At 67.5% G+C, this 23250-nt stretch carries 16 protein-coding genes and 2 tRNA genes; 7 read left to right on the top strand and 11 right to left on the bottom strand.

The annotated features are described in order from the left end of the window. The first annotated feature begins 7 nt into the window (after positions 1-7). Positions 8-787 (top strand): peptidylprolyl isomerase, encoded by a 780-nt coding sequence (locus ACV22Z_RS09885; protein WP_448076112.1) that lies wholly within the window; start codon positions 8-10, stop codon positions 785-787. A 142-nt stretch (positions 788-929) separates the two neighbouring features. Here ACV22Z_RS09885 and ACV22Z_RS09880 read toward each other — a convergent pair whose 3' ends face one another. Beyond that, complete coding sequence (locus ACV22Z_RS09880) at positions 930-1475, bottom strand: GNAT family N-acetyltransferase (protein WP_448076111.1); 546 nt, start codon at positions 1473-1475, stop codon at positions 930-932. Between the two features lie 4 nt (positions 1476-1479). Further along, positions 1480-5544 carry a phosphoribosylformylglycinamidine synthase gene (purL, locus tag ACV22Z_RS09875; RefSeq protein WP_448076110.1) on the bottom strand — a complete coding sequence of 1355 codons (4065 nt, stop codon included), beginning with the start codon at positions 5542-5544 and terminating at the stop codon, positions 1480-1482. Between the two features lie 242 nt (positions 5545-5786). On the opposite strand from purL, the gene ACV22Z_RS09870 reads away from it, so the two are divergent. The 3 genes from ACV22Z_RS09870 (at position 5787) to pgi (ending at position 10416) form a co-directional block, all read left to right on the top strand. Then, entirely contained in the window at positions 5787-7091 is a 1305-nt protein-coding gene (locus ACV22Z_RS09870) for an FAD-dependent oxidoreductase (protein WP_448076109.1), read from the top strand. A 43-nt stretch (positions 7092-7134) separates the two neighbouring features. Beyond that, entirely contained in the window at positions 7135-8682 is a 1548-nt protein-coding gene (locus ACV22Z_RS09865; protein WP_448076108.1) for an NAD(P)H-hydrate dehydratase, read from the top strand. A gap of 111 nt (positions 8683-8793) precedes the next feature. Next, the gene (pgi, locus tag ACV22Z_RS09860; protein WP_448076107.1) at positions 8794-10416 is read left to right on the top strand and encodes a glucose-6-phosphate isomerase; all 1623 of its coding nucleotides are present in this window, start codon (positions 8794-8796) and stop codon (positions 10414-10416) included. Positions 10417-10512: 96 nt separating this feature from the next. Here pgi and ACV22Z_RS09855 read toward each other — a convergent pair whose 3' ends face one another. Then, positions 10513-11229: an ABC transporter ATP-binding protein gene (locus tag ACV22Z_RS09855; protein ID WP_448076106.1), complete on the bottom strand. Its 717-nt coding sequence runs from the start codon at positions 11227-11229 to the stop codon at positions 10513-10515. Here ACV22Z_RS09855 and ACV22Z_RS09850 point away from each other — a divergent pair. Further along, the gene (locus tag ACV22Z_RS09850; protein WP_448076105.1) at positions 11228-11914 is read left to right on the top strand and encodes an arylesterase; all 687 of its coding nucleotides are present in this window, start codon (positions 11228-11230) and stop codon (positions 11912-11914) included. The genes ACV22Z_RS09855 and ACV22Z_RS09850 overlap by 2 nt on opposite strands. Positions 11915-11984: 70 nt before the next feature. Here ACV22Z_RS09850 and ACV22Z_RS09845 read toward each other — a convergent pair whose 3' ends face one another. The 8 genes from ACV22Z_RS09845 to tig form a co-directional block, all read right to left on the bottom strand. Beyond that, positions 11985-13919, bottom strand: a complete 1935-nt coding sequence (locus tag ACV22Z_RS09845) for a SurA N-terminal domain-containing protein (protein ID WP_448076104.1) — start codon at positions 13917-13919, stop codon at positions 11985-11987. Between the two features lie 364 nt (positions 13920-14283). Next, positions 14284-14360 (bottom strand) — tRNA-Asp (locus tag ACV22Z_RS09840). Between the two features lie 23 nt (positions 14361-14383). Then, positions 14384-14459: transfer RNA gene (locus tag ACV22Z_RS09835), tRNA-Val, on the bottom strand. 57 nt (positions 14460-14516) lie between these two features. Further along, positions 14517-14789, bottom strand: a complete 273-nt coding sequence (locus ACV22Z_RS09830; protein ID WP_448076103.1) for an HU family DNA-binding protein — start codon at positions 14787-14789, stop codon at positions 14517-14519. 154 nt (positions 14790-14943) lie between these two features. Beyond that, positions 14944-17367 carry an endopeptidase La gene (lon, locus tag ACV22Z_RS09825; protein WP_448076102.1) on the bottom strand — a complete coding sequence of 808 codons (2424 nt, stop codon included), beginning with the start codon at positions 17365-17367 and terminating at the stop codon, positions 14944-14946. 199 nt (positions 17368-17566) lie between these two features. Continuing rightward, entirely contained in the window at positions 17567-18838 is a 1272-nt protein-coding gene (gene clpX, locus ACV22Z_RS09820; RefSeq protein ID WP_010092138.1) for an ATP-dependent Clp protease ATP-binding subunit ClpX, read from the bottom strand. Positions 18839-18994: 156 nt separating this feature from the next. After that, a complete protein-coding gene (gene clpP / locus ACV22Z_RS09815) occupies positions 18995-19648 on the bottom strand; it encodes an ATP-dependent Clp endopeptidase proteolytic subunit ClpP (protein WP_448076101.1) in 654 nt (217 codons plus the stop codon). Between the two features lie 140 nt (positions 19649-19788). Continuing rightward, positions 19789-21135, bottom strand: a complete 1347-nt coding sequence (gene tig / locus ACV22Z_RS09810; protein ID WP_448076100.1) for a trigger factor — start codon at positions 21133-21135, stop codon at positions 19789-19791. A 402-nt stretch (positions 21136-21537) separates the two neighbouring features. Between tig and ACV22Z_RS09805 the strand changes: the two genes are divergently transcribed. Both ACV22Z_RS09805 and ACV22Z_RS09800 read left to right on the top strand, forming a co-directional pair. After that, positions 21538-22683 (top strand): glycerate kinase, encoded by a 1146-nt coding sequence (locus ACV22Z_RS09805; RefSeq protein ID WP_448076099.1) that lies wholly within the window; start codon positions 21538-21540, stop codon positions 22681-22683. A gap of 62 nt (positions 22684-22745) precedes the next feature. After that, positions 22746-23195, top strand: a complete 450-nt coding sequence (locus tag ACV22Z_RS09800) for a MarR family winged helix-turn-helix transcriptional regulator (RefSeq protein WP_448076098.1) — start codon at positions 22746-22748, stop codon at positions 23193-23195. The last annotated feature ends 55 nt before the right edge of the window (positions 23196-23250 follow it).

Here is a 23250-nt window from a genome sequence, read left to right as displayed (position 1 = left end):
ATTCCCGATGATCCTGAAATCCCCCCGCCTGTGGGCCGCAGCGGCCGCTCTCGCAGCGGCGCCGGCATTCGCCCAGAACATCGCCGTCGTCAACGGCACGCCGATTCCGAAGTCGCGCGCCGACGCGATGGTCGCGCAGCTGGTCCAGCAAGGCCAGACCGACAGCCCGCAGCTGCAGCAGGCCGTGCGCCAGGAACTCGTGAACCGTGAAATCCTGATGCAGGAAGCGATCCGCCGCGGCATCCCGAGCCGCGCGGACGTGAAGGCGCAGGTCGCCGTCGCGCAGCAGACCGTCGTGCTGCGCGCGATGATCGAGGACTTCCTGAAGACGAACCAGCCGACCGACGCCGAGGTGAAGGCGCGCTACGACGAGCTCGCGAAGGGCGTGTCGAGTCGCGAATACCATCTGCACCACATCCTCGTCGACAACGAGCAGCAGGCGAAGGACCTGATCGCGAAGATCAAGGGCGGCGCGAAGTTCGAGGATCTCGCGAAGCAGTATTCGAAGGATCCGGGCTCGGGCAAGAACGGTGGCGATCTCGACTGGTCCGATCCGAAGGCGTACGTGCCGGAATTCGCGGCGGCCGCGCAGAAGCTGCAGAAAGGCCAGATGACCGACGAGCCGGTGAAGACCCAGTTCGGCTGGCACGTCATCCGCGTCGACGACATCCGCAACGTCGCACCGCCGCCGTTCGACCAGGTCAAGGCGCAGATCGCGCAGCAACTGGTGCAGCAGAAGCTGCAGGCGTTCGAGGAAAGCCTGCGCCAGCAGGCGAAGGTGCAGTAACGCCGCATCCCGCATTACTGCGACGGATACGAGAAAGCCGCTCCGAGGAGCGGCTTTCTTTTTGCCTGCCTGCGGGGCAGGCAGGCACGGAAGCAACGGTGCGCAGATGCCGGCCGGCGAATCCGGCCCGCCGCTCGGCCCGCTATGCGGCGTAGAACGATGCGTGATACCGCACGTCGCCCGCAGGACGCGGCACCGTGTCGTCGAACGACAGCGCCATCAGGTATTCCGGCGGCGCCTGCGGAAACACGATGTCGCCGCCGGGCCCGAAGCCGAAACGCGCGTAATACGCAGGCTCGCCGAGCACGACGCAGCCGCGCGCACCGAGCCGCCGCAACGCATCGAGGCCCGTGCGCACGAGCCCCGCGCCGATGCTCTGCCGCTGGCAGTCGGGCAGCACCGCGAGCGGCGCCAGCCCGTACCAGCCGGCGTGGCTGCCGTCCCCGATCGTCACCGGCGAAAACGCGACGTGGCCGACGATGCGCGCGTCGCGCTCCGCGACGAGCGACACGCTCAGGCAGCCATCCGCCCGCAGCGCGTCGACGATCCGCTGCTCGAACTGCCCGCCCTGCCCATCCTGCGATTTGCCGCCGAACGCGGCGGCGATCACGCGGGCGATCGCCGCGGCGTCGGACGCGCGCTCGTCGCGCAGCGTCACGACATGGACAGGCTCGTGCGGGTCGAACATCGCGTCAGCCGATCCAGCGGCGTGCGTTGCGGAACACGCGCAGCCACGGGCTCGCCTCGCCCCAGCCTTCCGGGTGCCAGCTCATCGTGACCGTGCGGTGCACGCGCTCCATGTGCGGCATCAGCACCGTGAAGCGGCCGTCGGCGGTCGTCACCGACGTGATGCCTGCCGGCGAGCCGTTCGGGTTGAACGGATAGCCCTCGGTCGCGTTGCCGCGATGGTCGACATAGCGCATCGCGACCGCGACGCGATCGATGTCGCCCTGCTGCGAGAAGTCCGCAAAGCCTTCGCCGTGCGCGACCGCGACCGGAATCCGCGAGCCTTCCATCCCCGCGAAGAAGATCGACGGCGATTGCTGCACCTCGACGAACGAGAAGCGCGCCTCGAACTGCTCCGACTTGTTGCGCGTGAACTTCGGCCACGCTTCCGCGCCCGGGATCATCGACGAGATGCTCGACAGCATCTGGCAGCCGTTGCAGATGCCGAGCGCGAACGTGTCCTGCCGCGCGAAGAACGCCGAGAACATGTCGGCGAGATTCGCGTTGAAGCGGATCGTCTTCGCCCAGCCCTCGCCCGCACCCAGCACGTCGCCGTACGAGAAGCCGCCGCACGCGACCGCGCCCGCGAAGTCCGCGAGCGTCGCGCGGCCGGCCAGCAGGTCGCTCATGTGCACGTCGTGCGCATCGAAGCCCGCGCGGTCGAATGCGTAAGCCGTTTCGAGGTGCGAGTTCACGCCCTGCTCGCGCAGGATCGCGACGCGCGGACGCGCGCCCGTTGCGATGAACGGCGCAGCGATGTCGTCGGCCGGATCGAACGTCAGCACCGGCGTGATGCCCGGATCGGCCGCATCGAGCAGCGCGTCGTATTCGGCGTCCGCGCAGGCCGGGTTGTCGCGCAGGCGCGCGATGCGCCAGCTCACTTCGCCCCACGCGCGATGCAGTTCGGCGCGCGGCGCATCGAAGATCTTCTTCGCGTCGCGGTACACCTCGATCACATCGCGCTCATTGACCGTGCCGATCACATGCGAGCACGCCGACAGGCCGAACTCGCGCAGCGCGCCGAGCACCGCGTCGCGGTCGGCCGCGCGCACCTGTACGACCGCACCCAGCTCTTCCGAGAACAGCGCGCGCAGCGTGCGGTCCTCGCGGCGGCCGCTCGTCTGCTTCGCCCAGTCCTTCGCGTCGCCGTAGTCGGATTCGTGGTTCTCGTCGAGCGTCAGCATGTCGACGTTCAGCGACACGCCCGCGTGGCCCGCGAACGCCATTTCGCAGACCGTCGCCCACAGGCCGCCGTCCGAGCGGTCGTGGTACGCGAGCAGCTTGCCTTGTGCATTCAGCGACTGGATTGCCGCAAAGAAGCGCTTCAGGTCTTCCGGATCGTCGACGTCCGGCGTCGCGTCGCCGACCTGCTGCGTGACCTGCGCGAAGATGCTGCCGGCCATCCGGTTCTTGCCGCGGCCGAGGTCGATCGCGATCAGCACGCTGTCGCCGGCGTCGGCGACGCGCTGCAGCTGCGGCGTCAGGTGACGGCGCACGTCCTCGACCGGTGCGAACGCGGAGATGATCAGCGACACCGGCGCAACGACTTCCTTCGCGACGCCCTGCTCGTCCCACTTCGTCTTCATCGACAGCGAGTCCTTGCCGACCGGGATGCCGATGCCGAGCGCCGGGCACAGCTCCATGCCGATCGCCTTCACGGTGTCGAACAGCGCGGCGTCTTCGCCGGCGGTGCCGCACGCGGCCATCCAGTTCGCGGACAGCTTCAGCTTGTCGAGCGACTCGATCGGCGCGCTCGCGATGTTGGTGATCGCCTCGCCGACGGCCATGCGGCCCGACGCCGGCGCGTCGATCACCGCGAGCGGCGTGCGCTCGGCCATCGTCATCGCTTCGCCCTTGAAGCCCGCATAGTCGAGCGCGGTGATCGCGCAGTCGGCGACCGGCACCTGCCACGGGCCGACCATCTGGTCACGCACCGACGTGCCGCCGACCGAACGGTCGCCGATCGTGATCAGGAACGACTTGCTCGCGACCGTCGGGTGCTTCAGCACGTCGACGGCGACCTGCGCGAGCGGGACGCCCGTCACGTCGACCGGCACACGCTCGGTGGTCACGCGCGTGACGTCGCGGTGCATGCGCGGCGGCTTGCCGAGCAGCACTTCCATCGGCATGTCGACCGGATATTCGTCGACGCCGGTCGCTTCGTCGTCGACGAGCCGCAGCTGGCGCTCGCCGGTCGCGACACCCACGACCGAGAACGGGCAGCGCTCGCGCGCGCAGATCGCCTCGAAGCGCGGCAGGTCGGCCGGCGCGATCGCCAGCACGTAGCGCTCCTGCGCTTCGTTCGACCAGATCTCGCGCGGCGACAGGCCCGATTCCTCGAGCGCGACCTTGCGCAGCTCGAAGCGCGCGCCCTTGCCGGCGCCGTCGACAATCTCGGGGAACGCGTTCGACAGGCCGCCCGCGCCGACGTCGTGAATGCTGAGGATCGGGTTTTCCGCGCCGAGCTGCCAGCAGCCGTTGATCACTTCCTGCGCGCGGCGCTCGATTTCCGGGTTGCCGCGCTGCACCGAGTCGAAGTCGAGCTCGGCCGTGTTCGCGCCGGTCGCCATCGAGCTCGCCGCGCCGCCGCCCATGCCGATCCGCATGCCGGGGCCGCCGATCTGGATCAGCAACGAGCCTGCCGGCACGTCGTGCTTGTGCGTGTGCTGGTCGGCGATGTTGCCGAGGCCACCCGCGATCATGATCGGCTTGTGATAACCGCGCACCTGGCCGCCGACGTTCTGCTCGTACACGCGGAAGTAGCCGCCGAGGTTCGGGCGGCCGAATTCGTTGTTGAATGCGGCGCCGCCGAGCGGGCCGTCGATCATGATCTGCAGCGGCGACGCGATGCGGTCCGGACGGCCGTACGGGCCGTGCTGATCGTTCGGGTTGCGCTCGCCGACCGGCTGCGCGGCATCGCGCGCGTTTTCCCACGGCTGGCGTGCGTCGGGCAGGTCGAGGTTCGACACCGTGAAGCCCGTCAGGCCCGCCTTCGGCCGCGCGCCGCGGCCCGTCGCGCCTTCGTCGCGAATCTCGCCGCCCGCGCCGGTCGCCGCGCCCGGGAACGGCGAGATCGCCGTCGGGTGATTGTGCGTCTCGACCTTCATCAGCGTGTGCGTGAGCTCGGTGTGGCGGCCATAACGCTCGCCCGGCTCGCCGGCCGCGCCCGCGTTGCGCGGGAACCAGCGTTCCGCTTCCGCGCCCACCATGATCGACGAGTTGTCCGAATACGCGACGATCGTGCCTTGCGGGCTCAGCTTCTCGGTGTTGCGGATCATCGCGAACAGCGACATGTCCTGCGCTTCGCCGTCGATCGTCCACTGCGCGTTGAAGATCTTGTGGCGGCAGTGCTCGCTGTTCGCCTGCGCGAACATCATCAGCTCGACGTCGGTCGGGTTGCGTTCGAGCTTGCGGAACGCGTCGACGAGGTAGTCGATCTCGTCGTCGGCGAGCGCGAGGCCGAGCTCGACGTTCGCGCGTTCGAGCGCGCTGCGGCCCTGCGCGAGCACGTCGACCGTCGTGAGCGGCTTGGCCGGCAGTTCGTCGAACAGGTGCTTCGCGTCGTCGCGCGACGCGACCGCGCTTTCGGTCATCCGGTCATGCAGCGCGGCCGCGACCGCGGCGCGCGCGTCGTCGGACAGCGCCTTCTTGCCGCCGAGCAGGCCCGACTTCAGCGTGACCGTGTACTCGACGCCGCGCTCGATGCGGCGCACGTGCGTGAGGCCGCAATGCTGCGCGATGTCGGTCGCCTTGCTCGCCCACGGCGACACGGTGCCGAAGCGCGGCAGCACGACGAAGGTTTCGGCGCTGCCCTTCTCGGCCGCCGGCTCGAACGGCGCGCCGTAGTGCATCAGCGCGTCGATGCGCGCGCTGTCGTCGGCCGACAGCGGCTCACTGGCGTTGACGAAGTGCAGGTACTGGCCGCGGACCGCGACGATGTTGGCGTCGATCTGCTTGAGCGTGTCGAGCAGACGGGTCTGACGGAAATCGGAAAGGGCCGAAGCGCCGGGAAAACACGAGAAGTGAGCCATGGGCTGGACTGACGTCGATGAGTCGCGCAAAGCGGCGACGTGGGGCGAAAGGAAGGCCGTAATTATACCCGGAAGTCTGCGCCCCAAGGCCCGTCCGGTCGCCGGGCACGCACGCCGACGCCAGGCCGTCGTCCGGGTCGCGCCCATTTGGCGCTATCATTGCCGGCTCACCGGGCCGCGCACGGCCCGTCACGCGAATCATCACCGGGCGGCCGAGCCGCCGCCCGTCATCGAAGCAATCCATGGATGTCATCGTCATCGGCGGCGGAATCAGCGGCGTCGCCACCGCCTACCAGCTGCGCGCGGCCGGCCATCGCGTATGCGTCGTCGAGCGTCACGCGACCGTCGCGCAAGGCGCGACCTACGGCGATGGCGGCCCGCTGCTGCCGAGCCCGCTCGACGTCTGGTTCGGCCCGACCTTCATGCGCCAGCGCCAGCCGCGCGACAGCGGCATCGTTTACAAGCCCGGGCTGAACGGCCAGGTGCGCCGCTTCGTGAAGCGGCTCGGCGCGTTGCGCGAGCCCGACGCGTTCGCGGCCCAGTACACACGGCTGCGTCCGCTGATCGACGCGTCGCGCGAAGCGATCGCCGACATCGAAGCCCGCTTCGACCTCGAATTCGAACAGAAGGCCGGCGTGCTGCACGTCGTGCGCGACGCGCGCGACTGGGAAGCCGCGCAGCCCGCGCTCGAGCTGTTGCGCACGCTCGACCTGCCGCACCGCACGCTGACGGCAGCCGAATGTGCGGCGCTCGAGCCGTCGGTGCCTGCCGAGCCGGCGTTCGCCGGCGGCGTGCTGCTCGAGACCGAGCGCACCGCGAATTGCCCGCTGTTCGCGAAGCTCGTCAAGCAGGTGCTCGACGAGCACGACGTGCAGTTCCGCTTCGGCGCCGACGTCGCCGCGATCCGCACCGACTCGGGCCGGGCCGCGGTCGAGCTCGCGCCGCCAACCGGCAACCGGCTTGCGGCCAATGCGCGCGAGGTCGACGTGATCTCCGCCGACGCGATCGTGATCGCCGCAGGCGCCGGCAGCCTCGCGCTGCTCGAGCGGCTCGGCGTGCGCGTGCCGCTGCATCCGATGCGCGTCCATACGCTGACCGCACCGGTCGCGTACGAAGAGCATGCGCCGCACCTGACCGTCGTCGACTCGATCAAGCGGATCGCGATGACGCGCACGCACCAGCGGATGCGGATCGGCGGCGGCGCGGTGCTGCAGAGCCTGCAGGACACCGCCCGACCGCTCGCCGAGCCGCTGTCGCAGGCCGCGCTCGCGCTGCTCGGCCAGGCCGTCCACGACTGGGTGCCGGGCGCCGCGAAGATCTCGGCCGCGCTGTCGTGGCAAGGCACGCAGTTGCTGTCGCCGGACGGCATGCCGGTTGTCGGTCCGACCCTGCATCCGCGCGTGTTCGTCAATTTCGGCCACGGCCCCGCAGGCTGGGGGCTCGCGTGCGGGTCTGCTAAAGTGGTGGCGGATTACATCGGCGGCGACGCACAACGCTGGCCTGCCGACACGCTCGCCGCACTGCACGCCGAACGCTTCACGACCTGACCGGCCGCACGGGCTTGCCCGGCGGCATCCTCTCCCCGCCGCCATGACCCTCACCCGCCCGCTTTCCGTCCCCGCCCCGATCGCGCTGCAGCGCGTCGCCGACTTGCGCGCCGCTGAAACCGCCGCGGCGGCCGCGCTGCCGCCACACACGCTGATGGGCCGCGCGGGCGCCGCCGCCGCGCGCTGGCTGTCCGCACGCGTCGCCAGCGACGGCCGCCCGGTATGGTTTGCGGTCGGCCCCGGCAACAATGGCGGCGATGCACTCGTTGCCGCGGCGGAACTGCAGCGCCTCGGCGTCGCAACCGAAGCGTGGATGCCGGCCGCGGTGAAGCCTGACGACGCGCAATGGGCGCTCGGCCTTGCTCGTGCCGCCGGCGTGCCGGTCTCGGCCGAGCCGCCGGCGTCCTTCGAAGGCTACGCATGGGTCGTCGACGGGCTGTTCGGCATCGGCCTCGCCCGCGCGCTCGACGGCGTGTTCGCTGACATTGCCGCACGCATCGCCGCCCGCGCGCGGACCACCGGCCGCGTGCTCGCGCTCGACGTGCCGAGCGGCCTCGACAGCGATACGGGGCAGATCGTCGGCGCCGGTGCCGCCGTCGCCGCAACGCATACGCTGACCTTCATCGCCGCGAAGCCGGGTCTCTACATGGGTGAAGGCCGCGATCTCGCGGGCGTGGTCGACGTCGCGTCGCTCGACGTCCCGCCGTCCGCCGCGCCGGCCATGATGCTGAACGCGCCCGCGCTGTTCGCCGCTGCGCTGCCCGCGCGCGCGTTCGCTTCGCACAAGGGCACATTCGGCAGCCTCGCCGTGATCGGCGGCGACACCGGGATGTGCGGCGCGCCGATCCTCGCCGCGCGTGCGGCGCTGTTCGCCGGCGCAGGCAAGGTGCACGTCGGTTTCCTCGGCGCGGGCGCGCCGCCGTACGATCCGCCGTTTCCCGAGCTGATGCTGCATCCGGCCGACGGCCTCGATCTCGCCGCGATGACCGCGATCGCGGCCGGCTGCGGCCTCGGCACGCGCGATGCGGCGGCGACGCTCGTGCGCGACGTGCTCCTCGCGCACGGCGCCGCGACACTCTTCGACGCCGACGCGCTGAACCTGATCGCCGCGCGCCCGGACCTCGCCGACGCCGTCGCGGCGCGCGGCGCGCAGCGCAACGCGTGCATCCTGACCCCGCATCCGCTCGAAGCGGCGCGGCTGCTCGGCTGCGATACCGCGACCGTGCAGCGCGACCGGCTCGCGGCGGCGCACGCGCTCGCCGCGCGCTTCGCGGGCGTCGTCGTGCTGAAAGGCGCGGGCACCGTGATCGCCGCGCCTGACGGCCGCCTGACGGTCAACCCGACCGGCAACGCGGCACTCGCGACAGGCGGCACGGGCGACGTGCTCGGCGGCCTGATCGGCGCGCTGCTCGCGCAGCGCGTCGCCCCTTACGAGGCTGCGCTCGCGGGCGTGTACCTGCACGGGCTCGCGGCCGACACGCTGGTCGCCGACGGCACCGGCCCGGCCGGGCTGACGGCCGGCGAACTGGCGCCGATGGTGCGCACGCTGATCAATCGCCTTTTTTACCCGTGCGGACGCGCGGACACATAACGCCGCTATACTGACTCCCCCGCCGCACCGCGGGCCCGCGCGTCCGCCGGCCATCCGATCCCGATGCGCCGGCGCGGCATTCCTCCCGATTCACGCTTCACTCGAACCTCCATGACGCTGAATTCGCTCCCCGCCTGGACTGCCCTGCAAACCCACTACGAACAGATCCGCCACGCCCGGTTGCGCGACTGGTTCGCACCGGAAAACGATCATGCGCCGACCCGCGCCGAGCGCTTCATGTTCTCGGGCGGCGGCCTCGCGGCCGATTTCTCGAAAAACCGCATCACCGACGACACGCTGCGCCTGCTCGTGCAGCTCGCGCGCGATGCACGCGTCGAAGCGCGCCGCGACGCGATGTTCGCGGGCGACGTCGTCAACCCGACCGAAGGCCGCGCAGCCTTGCACACGGCGCTGCGCGCGACCGATCCCCATGCACCGTTCCACGCACAGATCACCGCCGAGCGCGCGAAGATGGCGACGTTCGCGCGCGCAGTGCGCAGCGGCGCGTGGACCGGCTACACCGGCAAGCGCATCCGTCACGTGATCAACATCGGCATCGGCGGCTCGGATCTCGGGCCGAAGATGGTCGTGCACGCGCTGCACCACGTCGCGACGCACGAGATCTCGACACATTTCGTGTCGAACGTCGACGGCGCCGATCTCGCGCGCGTGCTCGAGCAGGTCGACCCGGAGGAAACGCTCGCGATCATCGTGTCGAAGACCTTCACGACGCTCGAGACGATGACCAACGCGCACTCGCTGCGCGACTGGTTCGTCGCGAAAGGCTGCCCGGAAAGCGCGCTGTCGAAGCACTTCGTCGGCGTGTCGGCGAACCCGGCCGAAGTCGTCCGGTTCGGCATCGACGACAACAACGTGTTCGAGATGTGGGACTGGGTCGGCGGCCGCTACTCGCTGTGGTCGGCCGTCGGGCTGTCGATCATGATCGCGGTCGGCCCGGAGCATTTCGACGAACTGCTCGCCGGCGCGAACGACATGGACCGCCATTTCCGCGACGCGCCGCTCGAACGCAACCTGCCGGTGCTGCTCGGGATGATCGGCATCTGGTATCGCAACTTCTTCGGCTCGCAGAGCTATCTCGTCGCGCCGTATTCGGAAGCACTGCATTTCCTGCCGTCGTACCTGCAGCAGCTCGAGATGGAGAGCAACGGCAAGTCCGCGCGGCTCGACGGCACGTTCGTCGACTACCCGACCTCCGCCGTCACCTGGGGCGAGCCGGGCACCAACGGCCAGCACGCGTTCTTCCAGATGCTGCACCAGGGGCCGACGATCGTGCCGATCGACTTCATCGCAGTGCTGACGCCCGAGCACCCGCTCGCGAGCCATCACCCGAAGCTGCTCGCGAACTGCTTCGCGCAGAGCGAGGCGCTGATGCTCGGCCGCACGCTCGACGAAGCGCGCAAGGTCGCCGGGCCCGGCAAGGAGGCGCTCGCGCCGCACCTGGCCTTCCCCGGCAACCGCCCGACGACGACGCTGCTCGTCGACGCGCTGACGCCGCGCGCGCTCGGTGCGCTGATCGCGCTCTATGAACACAAGGTGCTGGTGCAGGCGTCGGTGTGGGACATCAACCCGTTCGACCAGTGGGGCGTCGAGCTCGGCAAGATCCTCGGCAAGGTGGTCGAGGCGGACCTGACGGCCGACGCGCTCGATCCGGCGAAGCACGATTCGTCGACGACGGCGCTGATCGCCCGAGCACGCGCCGCGCTCAAGCGCTGATCGCCACTGTAACCGCTGATAACCGCCGACGACGGCCGGCCGCGCGACGCAACACCCGTGCGCGCGGCCCGGTCGCCAGATCGCGGCGGACGGATGTCAGGAAACCCCGCGCTGCATCGCGCGCGGCGTCACGATGCGGCCGGCGTCGAGCGTCACCGTCGTCGCGCAGCGGCGCGCGAGTTCCGGATCGTGCGTGACCAGCACGAGCGTCGCGCCGTGCGTGCGATTGAGTTCGAACATCAGGTCGATGACCGCGTGCCCTGTTGCCGCGTCGAGACTGCCGGTCGGTTCGTCGGCAAACAGGATCGCCGGATGCGTGACGAACGCACGGGCAAGCGCGACGCGCTGCTGCTCGCCACCGGACAACAGCTTCGGGTAATGCGCGGTGCGCTCGCCGAGCCCGACCTGCAGCAGCAGCGCCCGCGCGCGGTCGGCCGCGTCACGCGCGCCGATCCCGCCTTGCAGTTCGAGCGGCAGCATCACGTTTTCCAGCGCAGTCAGGTGCGGCATCAGCTGGAACGACTGGAACACGAAGCCGACCGCGCCGTTGCGCAGCGCGGCCCGCTCGTCCTCGTCGAGCTGGCCGAGCGGCTGGCCGAGCAGGCGAACCGTGCCGCTCGTCGCGCTGTCCAACCCCGCAAGCAGGCCGAGCAGCGTCGATTTGCCGGACCCCGACGCGCCGACGATCGCCAGGCTGCTGCCTGACGGCACGGTGAGGTCGATGCCGTCGAGGATCGTCAGTTCGCCCGTTGCGTCGGCGACCCGCTTGCACACTTGATGAGCTTCGATGACCGGATCGTTAATCTTGAGCATGGACACGACAATTCGCAGGAAAAGACGCGCGGCGCTGGCCGCGCTGCTGTGCGGCGCGCTCGCTGCGAGCACGGCCGGCCCGGGCCTTGCCCGCGCCGCGACAGCGCCGGCCGCTGCAGCGGGACAGCCCGTGATCGTCGTGCTCGGCGACAGCCTGTCGGCCGAATACGGCCTGCCGCGCGACACGGGCTGGGTGGCGTTGCTGCGGCAACGACTCGCCACCGAGCGGATCGATTATAGCGTCGCGAACGCAAGCGTCAGCGGCGACACGACGAGCGGCGGACGAGCCCGCCTGCCGGCGGTGCTGCAGCGGCTGAAGCCGTCGATCGTCGTCGTCGAGCTCGGCGCGAACGACGCGCTGCGCGGCGTGCCGCTCGCGACGACCGAGCGCAACCTGCGCGAGATCGTCGCCGACGCGCAGCGCGCCCACGCGAAGGTCGTGCTGGTCGGCATGTACGTACCGCCCAACTACGGCCCCGACTACACGCAGAAGTTCCACGGCATCTACACGCGGCTGTCGAAGGATCTCGGCGTGCCGCTCGTGCCGTTCCTGCTCGCCGGCATCGAGAACCGGCCCGAGATGTTCCAGTCCGACCAGATCCATCCGACGCAGCAGGCACAGGGCGTGCTGCTCGACAATGTCTGGCCGTCACTGAAGCCGCTGCTCGCGAAGCCGCGCGGCTGAGCGCGCGCAGGCCCCGACATGAAAAAGCCCCGCTCAAAGGCGGGGCTTTGTTTCGTCGACAGCGCGGAGATCAGTTCCCGCCGTCCTGCGTGGTGCTGGCCGTCGAACCGTACAGCTTCACCTTCGAGCGGTCGCGCAGCGCGGCAAGGTATGCCTCGCCTTCGCTTTGCGCGTCGACCTGCGCCATCTGCTGCTGCGCGGCCGCGAGCTGCTGCGGATCGACCGCCGAACCCGGCACCACCGCGTTCACGCGATAGACCGCATAGCCGTCCGCACCGAGATCGACGCCGACATACGCCGGCAGCGTCTTCGCATCGACCTTGTAGACCGCGCTCAGCGCGTCGGGCGAAAGACCGTGCGCCTGCGTGCGCGAAACGGTCACGGCCGCCGCGAAGCCCGCGGTCGCCTTCGACTTCTGCAGTTCCGCGAGCTTCGCCGCGCCATCCTTCTTCGCGAGTTCGGCCGCCTGTTCGGCGATCACCTTCTGGCGCACGGCATCCTTGATCGCAGCGAGCGCCGGCACGGTGGCCGGCTTGTAGTCGGTCACGCGCGCCGAGACCAGCGTGTTGTTGCCGATGTCGATCGCCTGCGTATTGTTCTGGTTCTTCACCGCATCGCTCGCGAACACCGCGGCCAGGAACTTCGGATTGTTCAACGGGCTCGTCGGCGGCAGCGCCGGATTCGGCGTCGGCGTGACGGTGGCCGTCTGGATCGTCAGCTTGTACTTGTCAGCGGCCGGCTGCAGGCTCTTCGCCTTCTCGTACACGGTCGACGTAAAGCCTTCCGCGTTGTCCGAGAATGCCTTCGACGCATACTGCTGCTTCAGGTCCGCCGCAATCGCGTCCTTCACCTCTGCCAACGCCTTGACCGCCGACGGCTTCACTTCGGTCGCCTTCAGGATGTGGAAGCCGAGATCAGATTGCACGACGCCGCTCACTTCGCCCTGCTTGAGCGCGAATGCCGCATCGTCGAACGCCTTGCCGCCCGCGGTGGAGCCCGGCGTGATGAAGCCCAGGTCGCCGCCCTTCGCCGCCGACGGCGCGTCCTGCGAGCTCTTCTGCGCGATCTGCGCGAACTGGTCCGGATGTGCCTTCACATCGGCGAGCAGCTGGTCGGCCTTCGCCTTCGCAGCCGCCTTGTCCGCGGCGCTCGCGCTGCTCGCCGCCGCGATGAAGATGTGGCTCACGCGCACCTGCGCTTCGGTGCGGAAGTGCGTCGGGTTGTCGTCGTAGAACTTCTTGATGTCCGCATCGGTCGGTTGCGCGCTCGCGGCGGCCGCAGCCGGCGAATAGACGAGGTACTGGATCGTCGCGGTCTCCGGCGTCGCGAAGCGCTGCTTGTGCGCGTCGTAGTACGCGGCAAGCTGCGCATCGGTCGGCTGCACCTTCGACGCGTAGTCGCTCGTCTTCAGCACGAGCGCCTGCACTTCACGCTGCTGCGCGGCAAGCTCCGACAGGCGCTGCGCGAGGCTCTTCGGCGTGAATGCGCTCGACACGATGCTGGCCGGGATCTGCTGCAGCGCGAGGCTGTAGCGCACGCGCTCCTGGTATTGCTCGGGGGTCATGCCCTGGAACGACAGCAGTTGCGCATAACGCTCGACGTCGATCGAGCCGTCCGGCTTCTTCAGCGACGCGATCATCGGGTCGCTCATCAGCGCGTCGCGCACCGCGTTGTCGGATGCCGTCAGGTGCAGGCGCTGCGTCTCGTCGGCGAGCACACGCTGCTGGATCAGGCCGTCGAGCACTTCCTTGCGGTGCTCCGGCGTATCGAACGCCTTCACGTCGAACTGCCCGCCGAGCATCTGGCGCGCGCGGTCGATCTGCTGGCGGAATGCGCCGTCGAATTCGACCCGCGTGATCTTGTGCCCGTTGACCGCCGCGACGTTCGCGCTTTCGTCGAAGAAGCCGCGGAACCCTTGAATCCCGACGAAACCCAGCCCCGGCAATACGATCAGGAGCAGGAGCGCCATCATCAGGCGCTGGTGATTACGGAAGAAATCGAGCATGCGTGACGGGGTATATTGGACAAAACGCCCGATATTACAACAGTGGGCAGGAAAAAAGGCGAACCGGGGTGCGGCGGCGGGTGGAGGTGGCGTCGAACGCGACGCAAAGGCGCGATTCCCGGCAGCGCATGCGAACCGGATCGACAAACAAAAATGCCCGCACAAGGCGGGCATTTATTGTCCTGGCGGAGCGGACGGGACTCGCCTACATCCTGCAGGCCGCGGATGCGCCTGCAGGCGCATCCCTTCGAGTCCCGCCGGAAGCCGCGCAGGCGGCTTCCTCCACTCCGCAACCACGTGCCCGCCCGCGGGCACAAAAAAGCTACAAACAAAAATGCCCGCACAAGGCGGGCATTTATTGTCCTGGCGGAGCGGACGGGACTCGAACCCGCGACCCCCGGCGTGACAGGCCGGTATTCTAACCGACTGAACTACCGCTCCTTGGTCTTGCTGAATCGCGAAACTGGTGGGTGCTGAGGGGTTCGAACCCCCGACCTACGCCTTGTAAGGGCGCCGCTCTACCAGCTGAGCTAAGCACCCGTTCCGGATTCAACCTGGCTGCGATCTGCGTTTCGGCATCAACAACCAGCGAGCCCGCTAGTTTAATTCATCCTTCAAAACTTTACCAGCCCTAAATCGCGGAATTTTTGCGGCGCCGATCTCGATCGGGTCGCCAGTCCGCGGATCGCGTCCGTGCCGCGCGCTGCGGGCCGTCACCACGAACGTGCCGAAGCCCGCAATCGTCACGCTGCCGTCCGCCTTCAGCGTGCCGGTCACCGCATCGATGAACGCGTCGAGCGCCCTCCCGGCAGACAGTTTCGACAGGTCCGCCTGTCGCGCGATGTGCTCGATCAATTCTGCCTTGTTCATGCAGCTGCTCCCCGATCGCGACGCGCCAGTCCCGCGCCGAAATACGCACGCCGCCACGCTCGCTCATCGGCGTGCACGCATGCAACCACGCCGTGCGCGCATAAAAAAACCCGCGGACCTGCCGCGGGTTTCATGAACAACCGTCACATCAGACTCAGTGCTTGACGACTTCCGTCGAGCCGGCATCCTTCGCCGTTTCCGCGACGGGGGCCGCAGCCTTCGCCTCTTCTTCCGGCGGCAGCGGCGTCGGCATCCGTTCGAGCGCGAGTTCGAGCACCTTGTCGATCCAGCGGACCGGCACGATCTCGATCGCGTTCTTCACGTTGTCCGGAATCTCCGCGAGATCCTTCACGTTCTCTTCCGGAATCAGCACGAGCTTGATGCCGCCGCGATGCGCGGCAAGCAGCTTCTCCTTCAGGCCACCGATCGGCAGGACCTCGCCACGCAGCGTGATTTCGCCCGTCATCGCGACATCGGCACGCACGGGAATGCCCGTCAGCACCGACACCAGCGCGGTCGTCATCGCGCCGCCGGCGGACGGACCGTCCTTCGGCGTCGCGCCTTCCGGCACGTGGATGTGGATGTCCTGCTTGTCGAACGCTTCGTCCTTGATGCCCAGACGCCGCGAACGCGAACGCACGACCGAGCGCGCCGCTTCGACGGATTCCTTCATCACGTCGCCGAGCGAACCGGTGCGGATCACGTTGCCCTTGCCCGGCATCACCGCGGCTTCGATCGTCAGCAGATCGCCACCGACTTCCGTCCACGCGAGGCCCGTCACCTGACCGACCTGGTTTTCCTTCGCCGCGAGGCCGAAGTCGTACTTGCGCACGCCGAGGAACGTGTCGAGGTTGTCGCCGTCGACCTTGATCGCGCCCGATGCCTTCTTCAGCAGCAGCATCTTCACGACCTTGCGGCAGATCTTCGACACTTCGCGCTCGAGCGAACGCACACCGGCTTCGCGCGTGTAGTAGCGGATGATGTCGCGGATCGCCTGTTCGGCAACCTCGATCTCGCCTTCCTTCAGGCCGTTGTTCTTCTTCTGCTTCGGCAGCAGGTAACGCTGCGCGATGCTGACCTTCTCGTCTTCCGTGTAGCCGGACAGACGAATCACTTCCATCCGGTCGAGCAGCGGCGGCGGGATGTTCAGCGAGTTCGACGTCGCGACGAACATCACGTCCGACAGGTCGAAATCGACCTCGATGTAGTGATCGGCGAACGTGTGGTTCTGTTCCGGATCGAGCACTTCGAGCAGCGCAGACGACGGATCGCCACGGAAATCCATGCCCATCTTGTCGACTTCGTCGAGCAGGAACAACGGATTGCGCACGCCGACCTTCGTGAGGCTCTGCAGGATCTTGCCCGGCATCGAACCGATGTACGTGCGGCGATGGCCGCGGATCTCGGCTTCGTCACGCACGCCGCCGAGCGCCATGCGGACGAACTTGCGGTTCGTCGCACGGGCGATCGACTGGCCGAGCGAGGTCTTGCCGACGCCCGGCGGCCCGACGAGGCACAGGATCGGTGCCTTGACCTTGTCGACGCGTTGTTGCACCGCGAGATACTCGAGGATGCGTTCCTTGACCTTCTCGAGGCCGAAGTGATCCTCGTCGAGCACTTGCTCGGCGTTCGACAGGTCGTTGTTGACCTTGCTCTTCTTGCGCCACGGCAGGCCGATCAGCGTGTCGATGTAGTTGCGCACGACGGTCGCTTCCGCGGACATCGGCGACATCAGCTTCAGCTTCTTCAGCTCGGCATCGGCCTTCTTCTTCGCTTCCTTCGGCATGCGCGCGGCGTTGATGCGCTTCTCGAGCTCTTCGAGATCGGCACCCTCTTCGCCTTCGCCCAGTTCCTTCTGGATCGCCTTGACCTGTTCGTTCAGGTAATACTCGCGCTGGCTCTTCTCCATCTGGCGCTTCACGCGCCCGCGGATGCGCTTTTCGACCTGCAGGATGTCGATCTCGGCTTCGAGTTGCGCGAGCAGGTGCTCGAGACGCTCGACAACCGGGAACATCTCGAGGATGTGCTGCTTCTGGTCGAGCTTGAGCGGCAGGTGCGCGGCGATCGTATCCGCGAGACGGCCCGCCTCATCGATGCCCGACAGCGACGTGAGGATCTCCGGCGGGATCTTCTTGTTCAGCTTCACGTACTGGTCGAACTGCGACACGATCGCGCGGCGCAGCGCCTCCGTTTCCGCGCTGTCCGCGTGGTCCGGCTCGAGCGGCATCACTTCGCAGGAGAACTGCGTCTCCTGTTCTTCGATCGACAATGCTTTCGCGCGCTGCAGGCCTTCGACCAGCACCTTCACGGTGCCGTCCGGCAGCTTCAGCATCTGCAGGATGTTCGCGACGCAACCGACCTCGTACATGTCCTTTTCGGTCGGCTCGTCCTTGGCCGCGGTTTTCTGGGCGACCAGCATGATGTGCTTGCCGCCTTCCATCGCTGCTTCGAGGGCCTTGATCGATTTCGGCCGGCCCACGAAGAGCGGAATCACCATGTGCGGGAAAACGACGACGTCCCGCAGCGGCAGCAGCGGGAGCGTGATGCGTTCCGGCGGGAGAAGTTGGGTGCCTGACATTTCATTTCCCCATGAGTGGAATCAATTGTTCGGTAATTGAGGCCGGCACTTCGGATTGCAAGGCCTTCAAGCGTGGGAAATATTCGGTAAGAAAGTAACCACCGCGTGTCGAGTCAGAGTTACCCACAAGATAAACGAAAAAAAGCCGCTCACGGTTTCATGAACGGCTTTTTTCGTCGGTACGTTGTCGTCAAGCCGGTCAGTTCGAACCCGCCACCTTCGGCGTGTCCTCATAGATCAGCAACGGTTTACCGTCGCCGTCGATGACGTTCTCGTCGATGATGACCTTGCTGACCCCTTTCATCGTCGGCAGCTCGTACATCACGTCGAGCAGCGCCTGTTCGATGATCGAACGCAGGCCGCGCGCGCCGGTCTTGCGGCGGATCGCCTTGCGGGCCACCGCCTGCAGCGCAGCCGGGCGGATCTCCAGCTCGACGCGCTCCATCGCGAACAGCTTGTGATACTGCTTGACGAGCGCGTTCTTCGGCTCGACCAGGATCTTCATCAGCGCGGCCTCGTCGAGCTTGCCGAGCGTCGCGACGACCGGCAGACGGCCGATCAATTCGGGGATCAGACCGAATTTGATCAGGTCCTCCGGCTCGACCTCGCGCAGCACCTCGCCGGCATCGCGCTCCTGCTTGCTCTTGACCGTCGCGCCGAAGCCGATGCCCGTCTTCTCGGTGCGGTCGGTGATCACCTTCTCGAGGCCGTCGAACGCGCCGCCGCAGATGAACAGGATGTTGGTCGTGTCGACCTGGATGAAATCCTGGTTCGGATGCTTGCGGCCACCCTGCGGCGGCACCGACGCCATCGTGCCCTCGACGAGCTTCAGCAATGCCTGCTGGACGCCCTCGCCCGACACGTCGCGCGTGATCGACGGGTTGTCCGACTTGCGGCTGATCTTGTCGATTTCGTCGATGTAGACGATCCCGCGCTGGGCCTTCTCGACCTCGTAGTTGCAGTTCTGCAACAGCTTCTGAATGATGTTCTCGACGTCCTCGCCGACGTAGCCGGCTTCCGTCAGCGTCGTCGCGTCGGCGATCACGAACGGCACGTTCAGCAGACGCGCGAGCGTCTGCGCGAGCAGCGTCTTGCCGGAGCCCGTCGGGCCGATCAGCAGGATGTTGCTCTTCGACAGCTCGACGTCGTCCTTCTTGTCGAGATGCTTGAGACGCTTGTAGTGGTTGTAGACAGCGACCGCGAGGATCTTCTTCGCGCGCTCCTGGCCGATCACGTACTGATCGAGGATGTCGCGAATTTCCTGCGGGCTCGGCAGATCCGACCGGGACAGGCTGGCCTCGACGCCCGCGGCTGCCGCCTCGTCGCGAATGATCTCGTTGCACAGGTCGATACATTCATCGCAGATGAAGACCGACGGGCCGGCAATGAGCTTTTTCACCTCATGCTGGCTCTTGCCGCAGAACGAGCAATACAACAGCTTCTCGCTGTTCGAACCTTTTTTGTCCGCCATGAATGTATGCGCCTCCGGACAGGTAAATGACATGATACGCCGAATGCTCCGCGCGCCACGACCTAGGGCGCGACCGGAGTCGGCTGGATGCGCTTGCCGCAGATGCTCAGGGCGTATCGGGCATGCCGACCCAAATGGGGCGGCACCCCACTAAGCTCACGGACGCTTCAACAGCACCTGATCGATCAGCCCGTACGCCTTCGCGTCTTCGCTCGACATGAAGTTATCACGGTCGGTGTCGCGCGCGATGCGCTCGACGTCCTGGCCCGTGTGCTGCGCGAGCAGCTGGTTGAGCCGTTCCTTCAGGTAGAGGATTTCACGCGCCTGGATCTCGATGTCCGATGCCTGGCCACGTGCGCCGCCGAGCGGCTGGTGAATCATCACGCGCGAGTTCGGCAGCGCGAAGCGCTTGCCCTTCGCGCCCGACGCGAGCAGGAATGCGCCCATGCTCGCCGCGAGCCCCATGCACAGCGTCGACACGTCCGGCTTGATGAACTGCATCGTGTCGTAGATCGCCATGCCGGCCGACACGGACCCGCCCGGGCTGTTGATGTACAGGCTGATGTCCTTGTCCGGGTTCTCGCTTTCGAGGAACAGCAGCTGCGCAACCACGAGGTTCGCCGTCTGGTCGTTCACTTCGCCGACCATGAACACGAGGCGCTCCTTCAGGAGACGCGAATAAATGTCGTACGAACGCTCGCCGCGGCCGCTCGTTTCGACGACGATCGGAACCAGCCCCAGCGCTTGCGTTTCGAAATCCCGCGGCGCGTTCGAAGCCAGCATGTCAAGCAATTCAGCGCGAGTGATCATTCAATGAACCTTGTTCGAATTGAAAATTGAACGGCGGGAAGCCGCCCGCTCAATCGCCATATTAATGGCAACCGTGCGCCTGACGTAAAAACGGCGTGCGGGCCGTCGCTCCGACAGCCGGCACGCCGCTAGAGCGACACTTACGCTTGCGCCGACGCGCTCGCGAGTGCCTCGAAGCTCACTTCCTTGTCAGTCACCTTCGCCTTGCCCAGCACGAAATCGACGACGTTGCTTTCAACGACGAACGCTTCCATCTCGGCGAGGCGCTGCTGGTTCGAATAATACCAGCGGACCACTTCCTTCGGGTCTTCGTAGCTCTTCGCGAACTCGTCGACTTCCGCGCGGATCTGCTCCGGCTTCGCTTCCAGGCCGTTCGACTTCACCAGCTCGGCGAGCACGAGGCCCAGCTTCACGCGGCGCTCGGCCTGCTCGGCAAACATTTCGGCCGGGATCGGCGCGTCCTTCGCGTTCGGCACGCCGCGCTGCGCGAGATCCTGACGCGCCATTTCGACGAGGCGCTGCTGGTCCTGCTCGATCAGCGCCTTCGGCACGTCGAGTTCGGAGATCTTCAGGATCGCGTCCATCACCTGGTTCTTGACGATCGACTGCGTGCGACGCTTTGCCTCGCGTTCGAGGTTTTCCTTGATCTCGTTGCGCATCTTGGCGAGGTCGCCGTCCTCGATGCCGAGCGACTTCGCGAAGTCGGCGTCGATTGCCGGCAGGTGCGGCCATTCGACCTTCTTCATCGTGACCGTGAACTTCGCCGTCTTGCCTGCGACGTCCTTGCCGTGATAGTCGTCCGGGAACTTCAGGTCGAATTCGCGCGCTTCGCCGGCCTTCAGGCCCAACGCAGCCGTTTCGAATTCCGGCAGCATGCGGCCTTCGCCGAGCACGAACGGGAAGTCTTCCGCGGTGCCGCCCTGGAACGCGACGTCGTCGATCTTGCCGACGAAGTCGACCGTCACGCGGTCGCCGTTCTGTGCGACCGTGTCCGCACCGCCGTCACCGTGCTCGCCGCCTTCGCCGCGTGCGTGGAAGTGCACGCGCTGCTTGCGCAGGATGTCGAGCGTGCGGTCGATTTCGGCGTCGCCGATCGTCGTCGTCGAGCGCTCGACTTCAGCCGTCGCCAGATCGCCGATCGTCACTTCCGGGTAGACCTCGAACGTCGCGTCGAACGCGTATGCGTCTTCCGCCTGGTCCTGCTTCGGCGCGAAGCTCGGCTGACCGGCGACGCGCAGGTTTTCCGCGCGGCTGATCGTGAAGAATTCCTGGCCGATCTTGTCGCTCAGCACTTCGGCTTCGACCTGACCCGCATATTGCTGCGCGACCATCTTGAGCGGCACCTTGCCCGGGCGGAAACCCGGCATGCGCACGTTCTTCGCGAGTTTCTGGATGCGGGCGTCGATTTCCTTCTGCACCGTGTCTTTCGGCAGGGAAATCGTCACACGGCGTTCAAGCTTGCCGAGGTTTTCAACAACGTTAGCCATGGCTTCAATCGTCCTAAAATTATTCGAGCGAATCGGGTTTTCCTTGCCGTGCCTGCCTGGCGGCGCCACATGCGTTGCACATGCGCCGCGCCGGAGCGCCACGCCATCCCTGCGAGCGCCGGATCGGCTAGCGCAAGCGGCTCGGAGCACGGCTTTGGCCGGAAGAATCGACTATTCTAGCAAACAATTTTCCCTGCACCGTCAGTTCGGCGCGATGTGCATGCGCAGCCGGTGCGCCGCGGCCGCCGATGCACGCGGATCGCCGTTATGCCGCGCGGCGTATCCACGCGCGGCTGCCATCCTGTAAGCTCCGTTTGAGCATGCGCCGCGGCCGCGTGGCGCGCGTTCGTCCGATCCTCGCCCGACCCATTCATCCGACCAATCACGCCATCCGGAGACACCATGCCGCATCACCCGTCCGCGCCTGTCGTCGTCATCGCGCCCGATTCGTTCAAAGGCTCGCTTTCCGCCGAGCAGGTCGCGGACGCGATCGCCACCGGCATCCGCCGCGTACGGCCCGACGCCGTCGTGCGGTGCTGCCCGATGGCCGACGGCGGCGAAGGCACGCTCGACGCGATGCTCGCAAGCAGCGGCACGCGACGCACGGTTGCAGTGGCCGGCGCGTCGCTTGCGGTGCGCGACGCCGCGGTCGGCGTGATCGATGCGCGCACTGCGATCGTCGAGACGGCCGAGATCGTCGGCATCACCGACCCGGTCGGGATGAGCGTGCCGGTCGACGCGCGCAGCACGCGCGGGATGGGCGAGGCGATCCGCCAGTTGCTCGACGACGGCGTACGCCGATTCTTCGTCGCGCTCGGCGGCAGCAGCACCAACGACGCAGGCGCAGGCCTCCTCGCCGGCCTCGGGCTGCGCTGTTTCGACGCGGCCGGCCAGCCGGTCGAGCCGGTGCCGGCACGACTCGCCGAGATCGCGCGGATCGACGCGTCCGGACTCGACCCGCGCCTCGCAAACACCGAATTCGTCGGCATGTCCGACGTCGACAATCCGCTGACGGGTGCGCACGGCGCGACCGCCGTGTTCGGCCCGCAAAAGGGCGTGACGCCTGAGCAGGTTGCGACCCTCGACGCCGCGCTCGGCCATTTCGCCGACCTGCTCGAAGCAGCGCTCGACCGTCGCGCGCGCGACCTGCCGGGCGCCGGCGCGGCGGGCGGCCTCGGCTTCGCGCTGCACATGCTCGGCGCGCAGTTCGAGGCCGGCGCCGAAGTCGTCGCGCGCCAGATCGGGCTCGACGCCGCGCTCGCCGGTGCGGACTGGCTGATCACCGGCGAAGGCCGCTCGGACGTGCAGACGCTGCACGGCAAGGCGCCGTTCATCGCGTGCCGCCACGCGCAGGCCGCGGGCGTGCCCGCGTCGCTGCTGTCGGGGGCGGTCGATCCGGCCGCACTGCCGCGCCTGTCCGAGCATTTTTCCGGGTGCTTCTCGCCCGCGCCGGGCCCGATCACGCTCGACGTGGCGATCCGCGATGCCGCCAGCCTGCTCGCGAACGAGGCCGAGCAGCTGACGCGGCTGAAATACGGCGCGCGCTGACCGTTGACCCGAGCGCGCGATACAGGAACAATCGGGCCCGCCCTTTTTCTTCAGGATTCGACATGAAAGGCCGTCAAGCCGGGCTCGATCAGTTTCTGACCTATCGCCTCCACGTGCTCACGAAGCGCTCCGACCGCGGCATCGGCGACGTATACCGGCACAAGCTCGGCATCTCGCTGCCCGAGGCGCGCGTGATCGCGGCCGTCGGTGCGTTCGGCCCGTTCTCGATCATGGATCTCGCGCGCCACACCAACCTCGACAAGAGCCAGGCGAGCCGCGCGGCCGAAGCGCTGCTGCGCCAGGGCCTGCTCGCGCGCAGCGCGAGCGACGAAGACGGACGGATCGTGCTGATCGCGCTGACACCGGACGGCCGCGCGCTGCATCGCAAGATCATGCCGATCGTGCGCAAGTGGAACGACGGACTGCTCGCGTGCCTGTCGGACAACGAGCGCAATACGTTCGAACGGCTGCTGGAGAAAGTCGTCGCGCACGCGCTTGAGCGCGACGACTGAGCGCCGCGCGGACCGGCTCCGGCGGCCCGCACGGGCCGCGTCACAGCGGCACTGT

It is taken from the genome of Burkholderia sp. PU8-34, from assembly GCF_053427725.1.
The sequence above is the reverse complement of the archived record's forward strand: the minus strand, read 5'-3'. Positions and strand labels throughout refer to the sequence as shown.

Bases quoted from the DNA above. Each gene is read 5' to 3' on its own strand.
- ACV22Z_RS09845 (WP_448076104.1), bottom strand. From the start codon at position 13,919: ATGCTCGATTTCTTCCGTAATCACCAGCGCCTGATGATGGCGCTCCTG.
- ACV22Z_RS09830 (WP_448076103.1), bottom strand. From the start codon at position 14,789: ATGAACAAGGCAGAATTGATCGAGCACATCGCGCGACAGGCGGACCTG.
- ACV22Z_RS09885 (WP_448076112.1), top strand. From the start codon at position 8: ATGATCCTGAAATCCCCCCGCCTGTGGGCCGCAGCGGCCGCTCTCGCA.
- clpX (WP_010092138.1), bottom strand. From the start codon at position 18,838: ATGGCGGACAAAAAAGGTTCGAACAGCGAGAAGCTGTTGTATTGCTCG.
- ACV22Z_RS09850 (WP_448076105.1), top strand. From the start codon at position 11,228: ATGGACACGACAATTCGCAGGAAAAGACGCGCGGCGCTGGCCGCGCTG.
- ACV22Z_RS09800 (WP_448076098.1), top strand. From the start codon at position 22,746: ATGAAAGGCCGTCAAGCCGGGCTCGATCAGTTTCTGACCTATCGCCTC.
- ACV22Z_RS09865 (WP_448076108.1), top strand. From the start codon at position 7,135: ATGACCCTCACCCGCCCGCTTTCCGTCCCCGCCCCGATCGCGCTGCAG.
- clpP (WP_448076101.1), bottom strand. From the start codon at position 19,648: ATGATCACTCGCGCTGAATTGCTTGACATGCTGGCTTCGAACGCGCCG.
- ACV22Z_RS09805 (WP_448076099.1), top strand. From the start codon at position 21,538: ATGCCGCATCACCCGTCCGCGCCTGTCGTCGTCATCGCGCCCGATTCG.
- lon (WP_448076102.1), bottom strand. From the start codon at position 17,367: ATGTCAGGCACCCAACTTCTCCCGCCGGAACGCATCACGCTCCCGCTG.
- ACV22Z_RS09870 (WP_448076109.1), top strand. From the start codon at position 5,787: ATGGATGTCATCGTCATCGGCGGCGGAATCAGCGGCGTCGCCACCGCC.
- tig (WP_448076100.1), bottom strand. From the start codon at position 21,135: ATGGCTAACGTTGTTGAAAACCTCGGCAAGCTTGAACGCCGTGTGACG.
- pgi (WP_448076107.1), top strand. From the start codon at position 8,794: ATGACGCTGAATTCGCTCCCCGCCTGGACTGCCCTGCAAACCCACTAC.
- ACV22Z_RS09880 (WP_448076111.1), bottom strand. From the start codon at position 1,475: ATGTTCGACCCGCACGAGCCTGTCCATGTCGTGACGCTGCGCGACGAG.
- ACV22Z_RS09855 (WP_448076106.1), bottom strand. From the start codon at position 11,229: ATGCTCAAGATTAACGATCCGGTCATCGAAGCTCATCAAGTGTGCAAG.
- purL (WP_448076110.1), bottom strand. From the start codon at position 5,544: ATGGCTCACTTCTCGTGTTTTCCCGGCGCTTCGGCCCTTTCCGATTTC.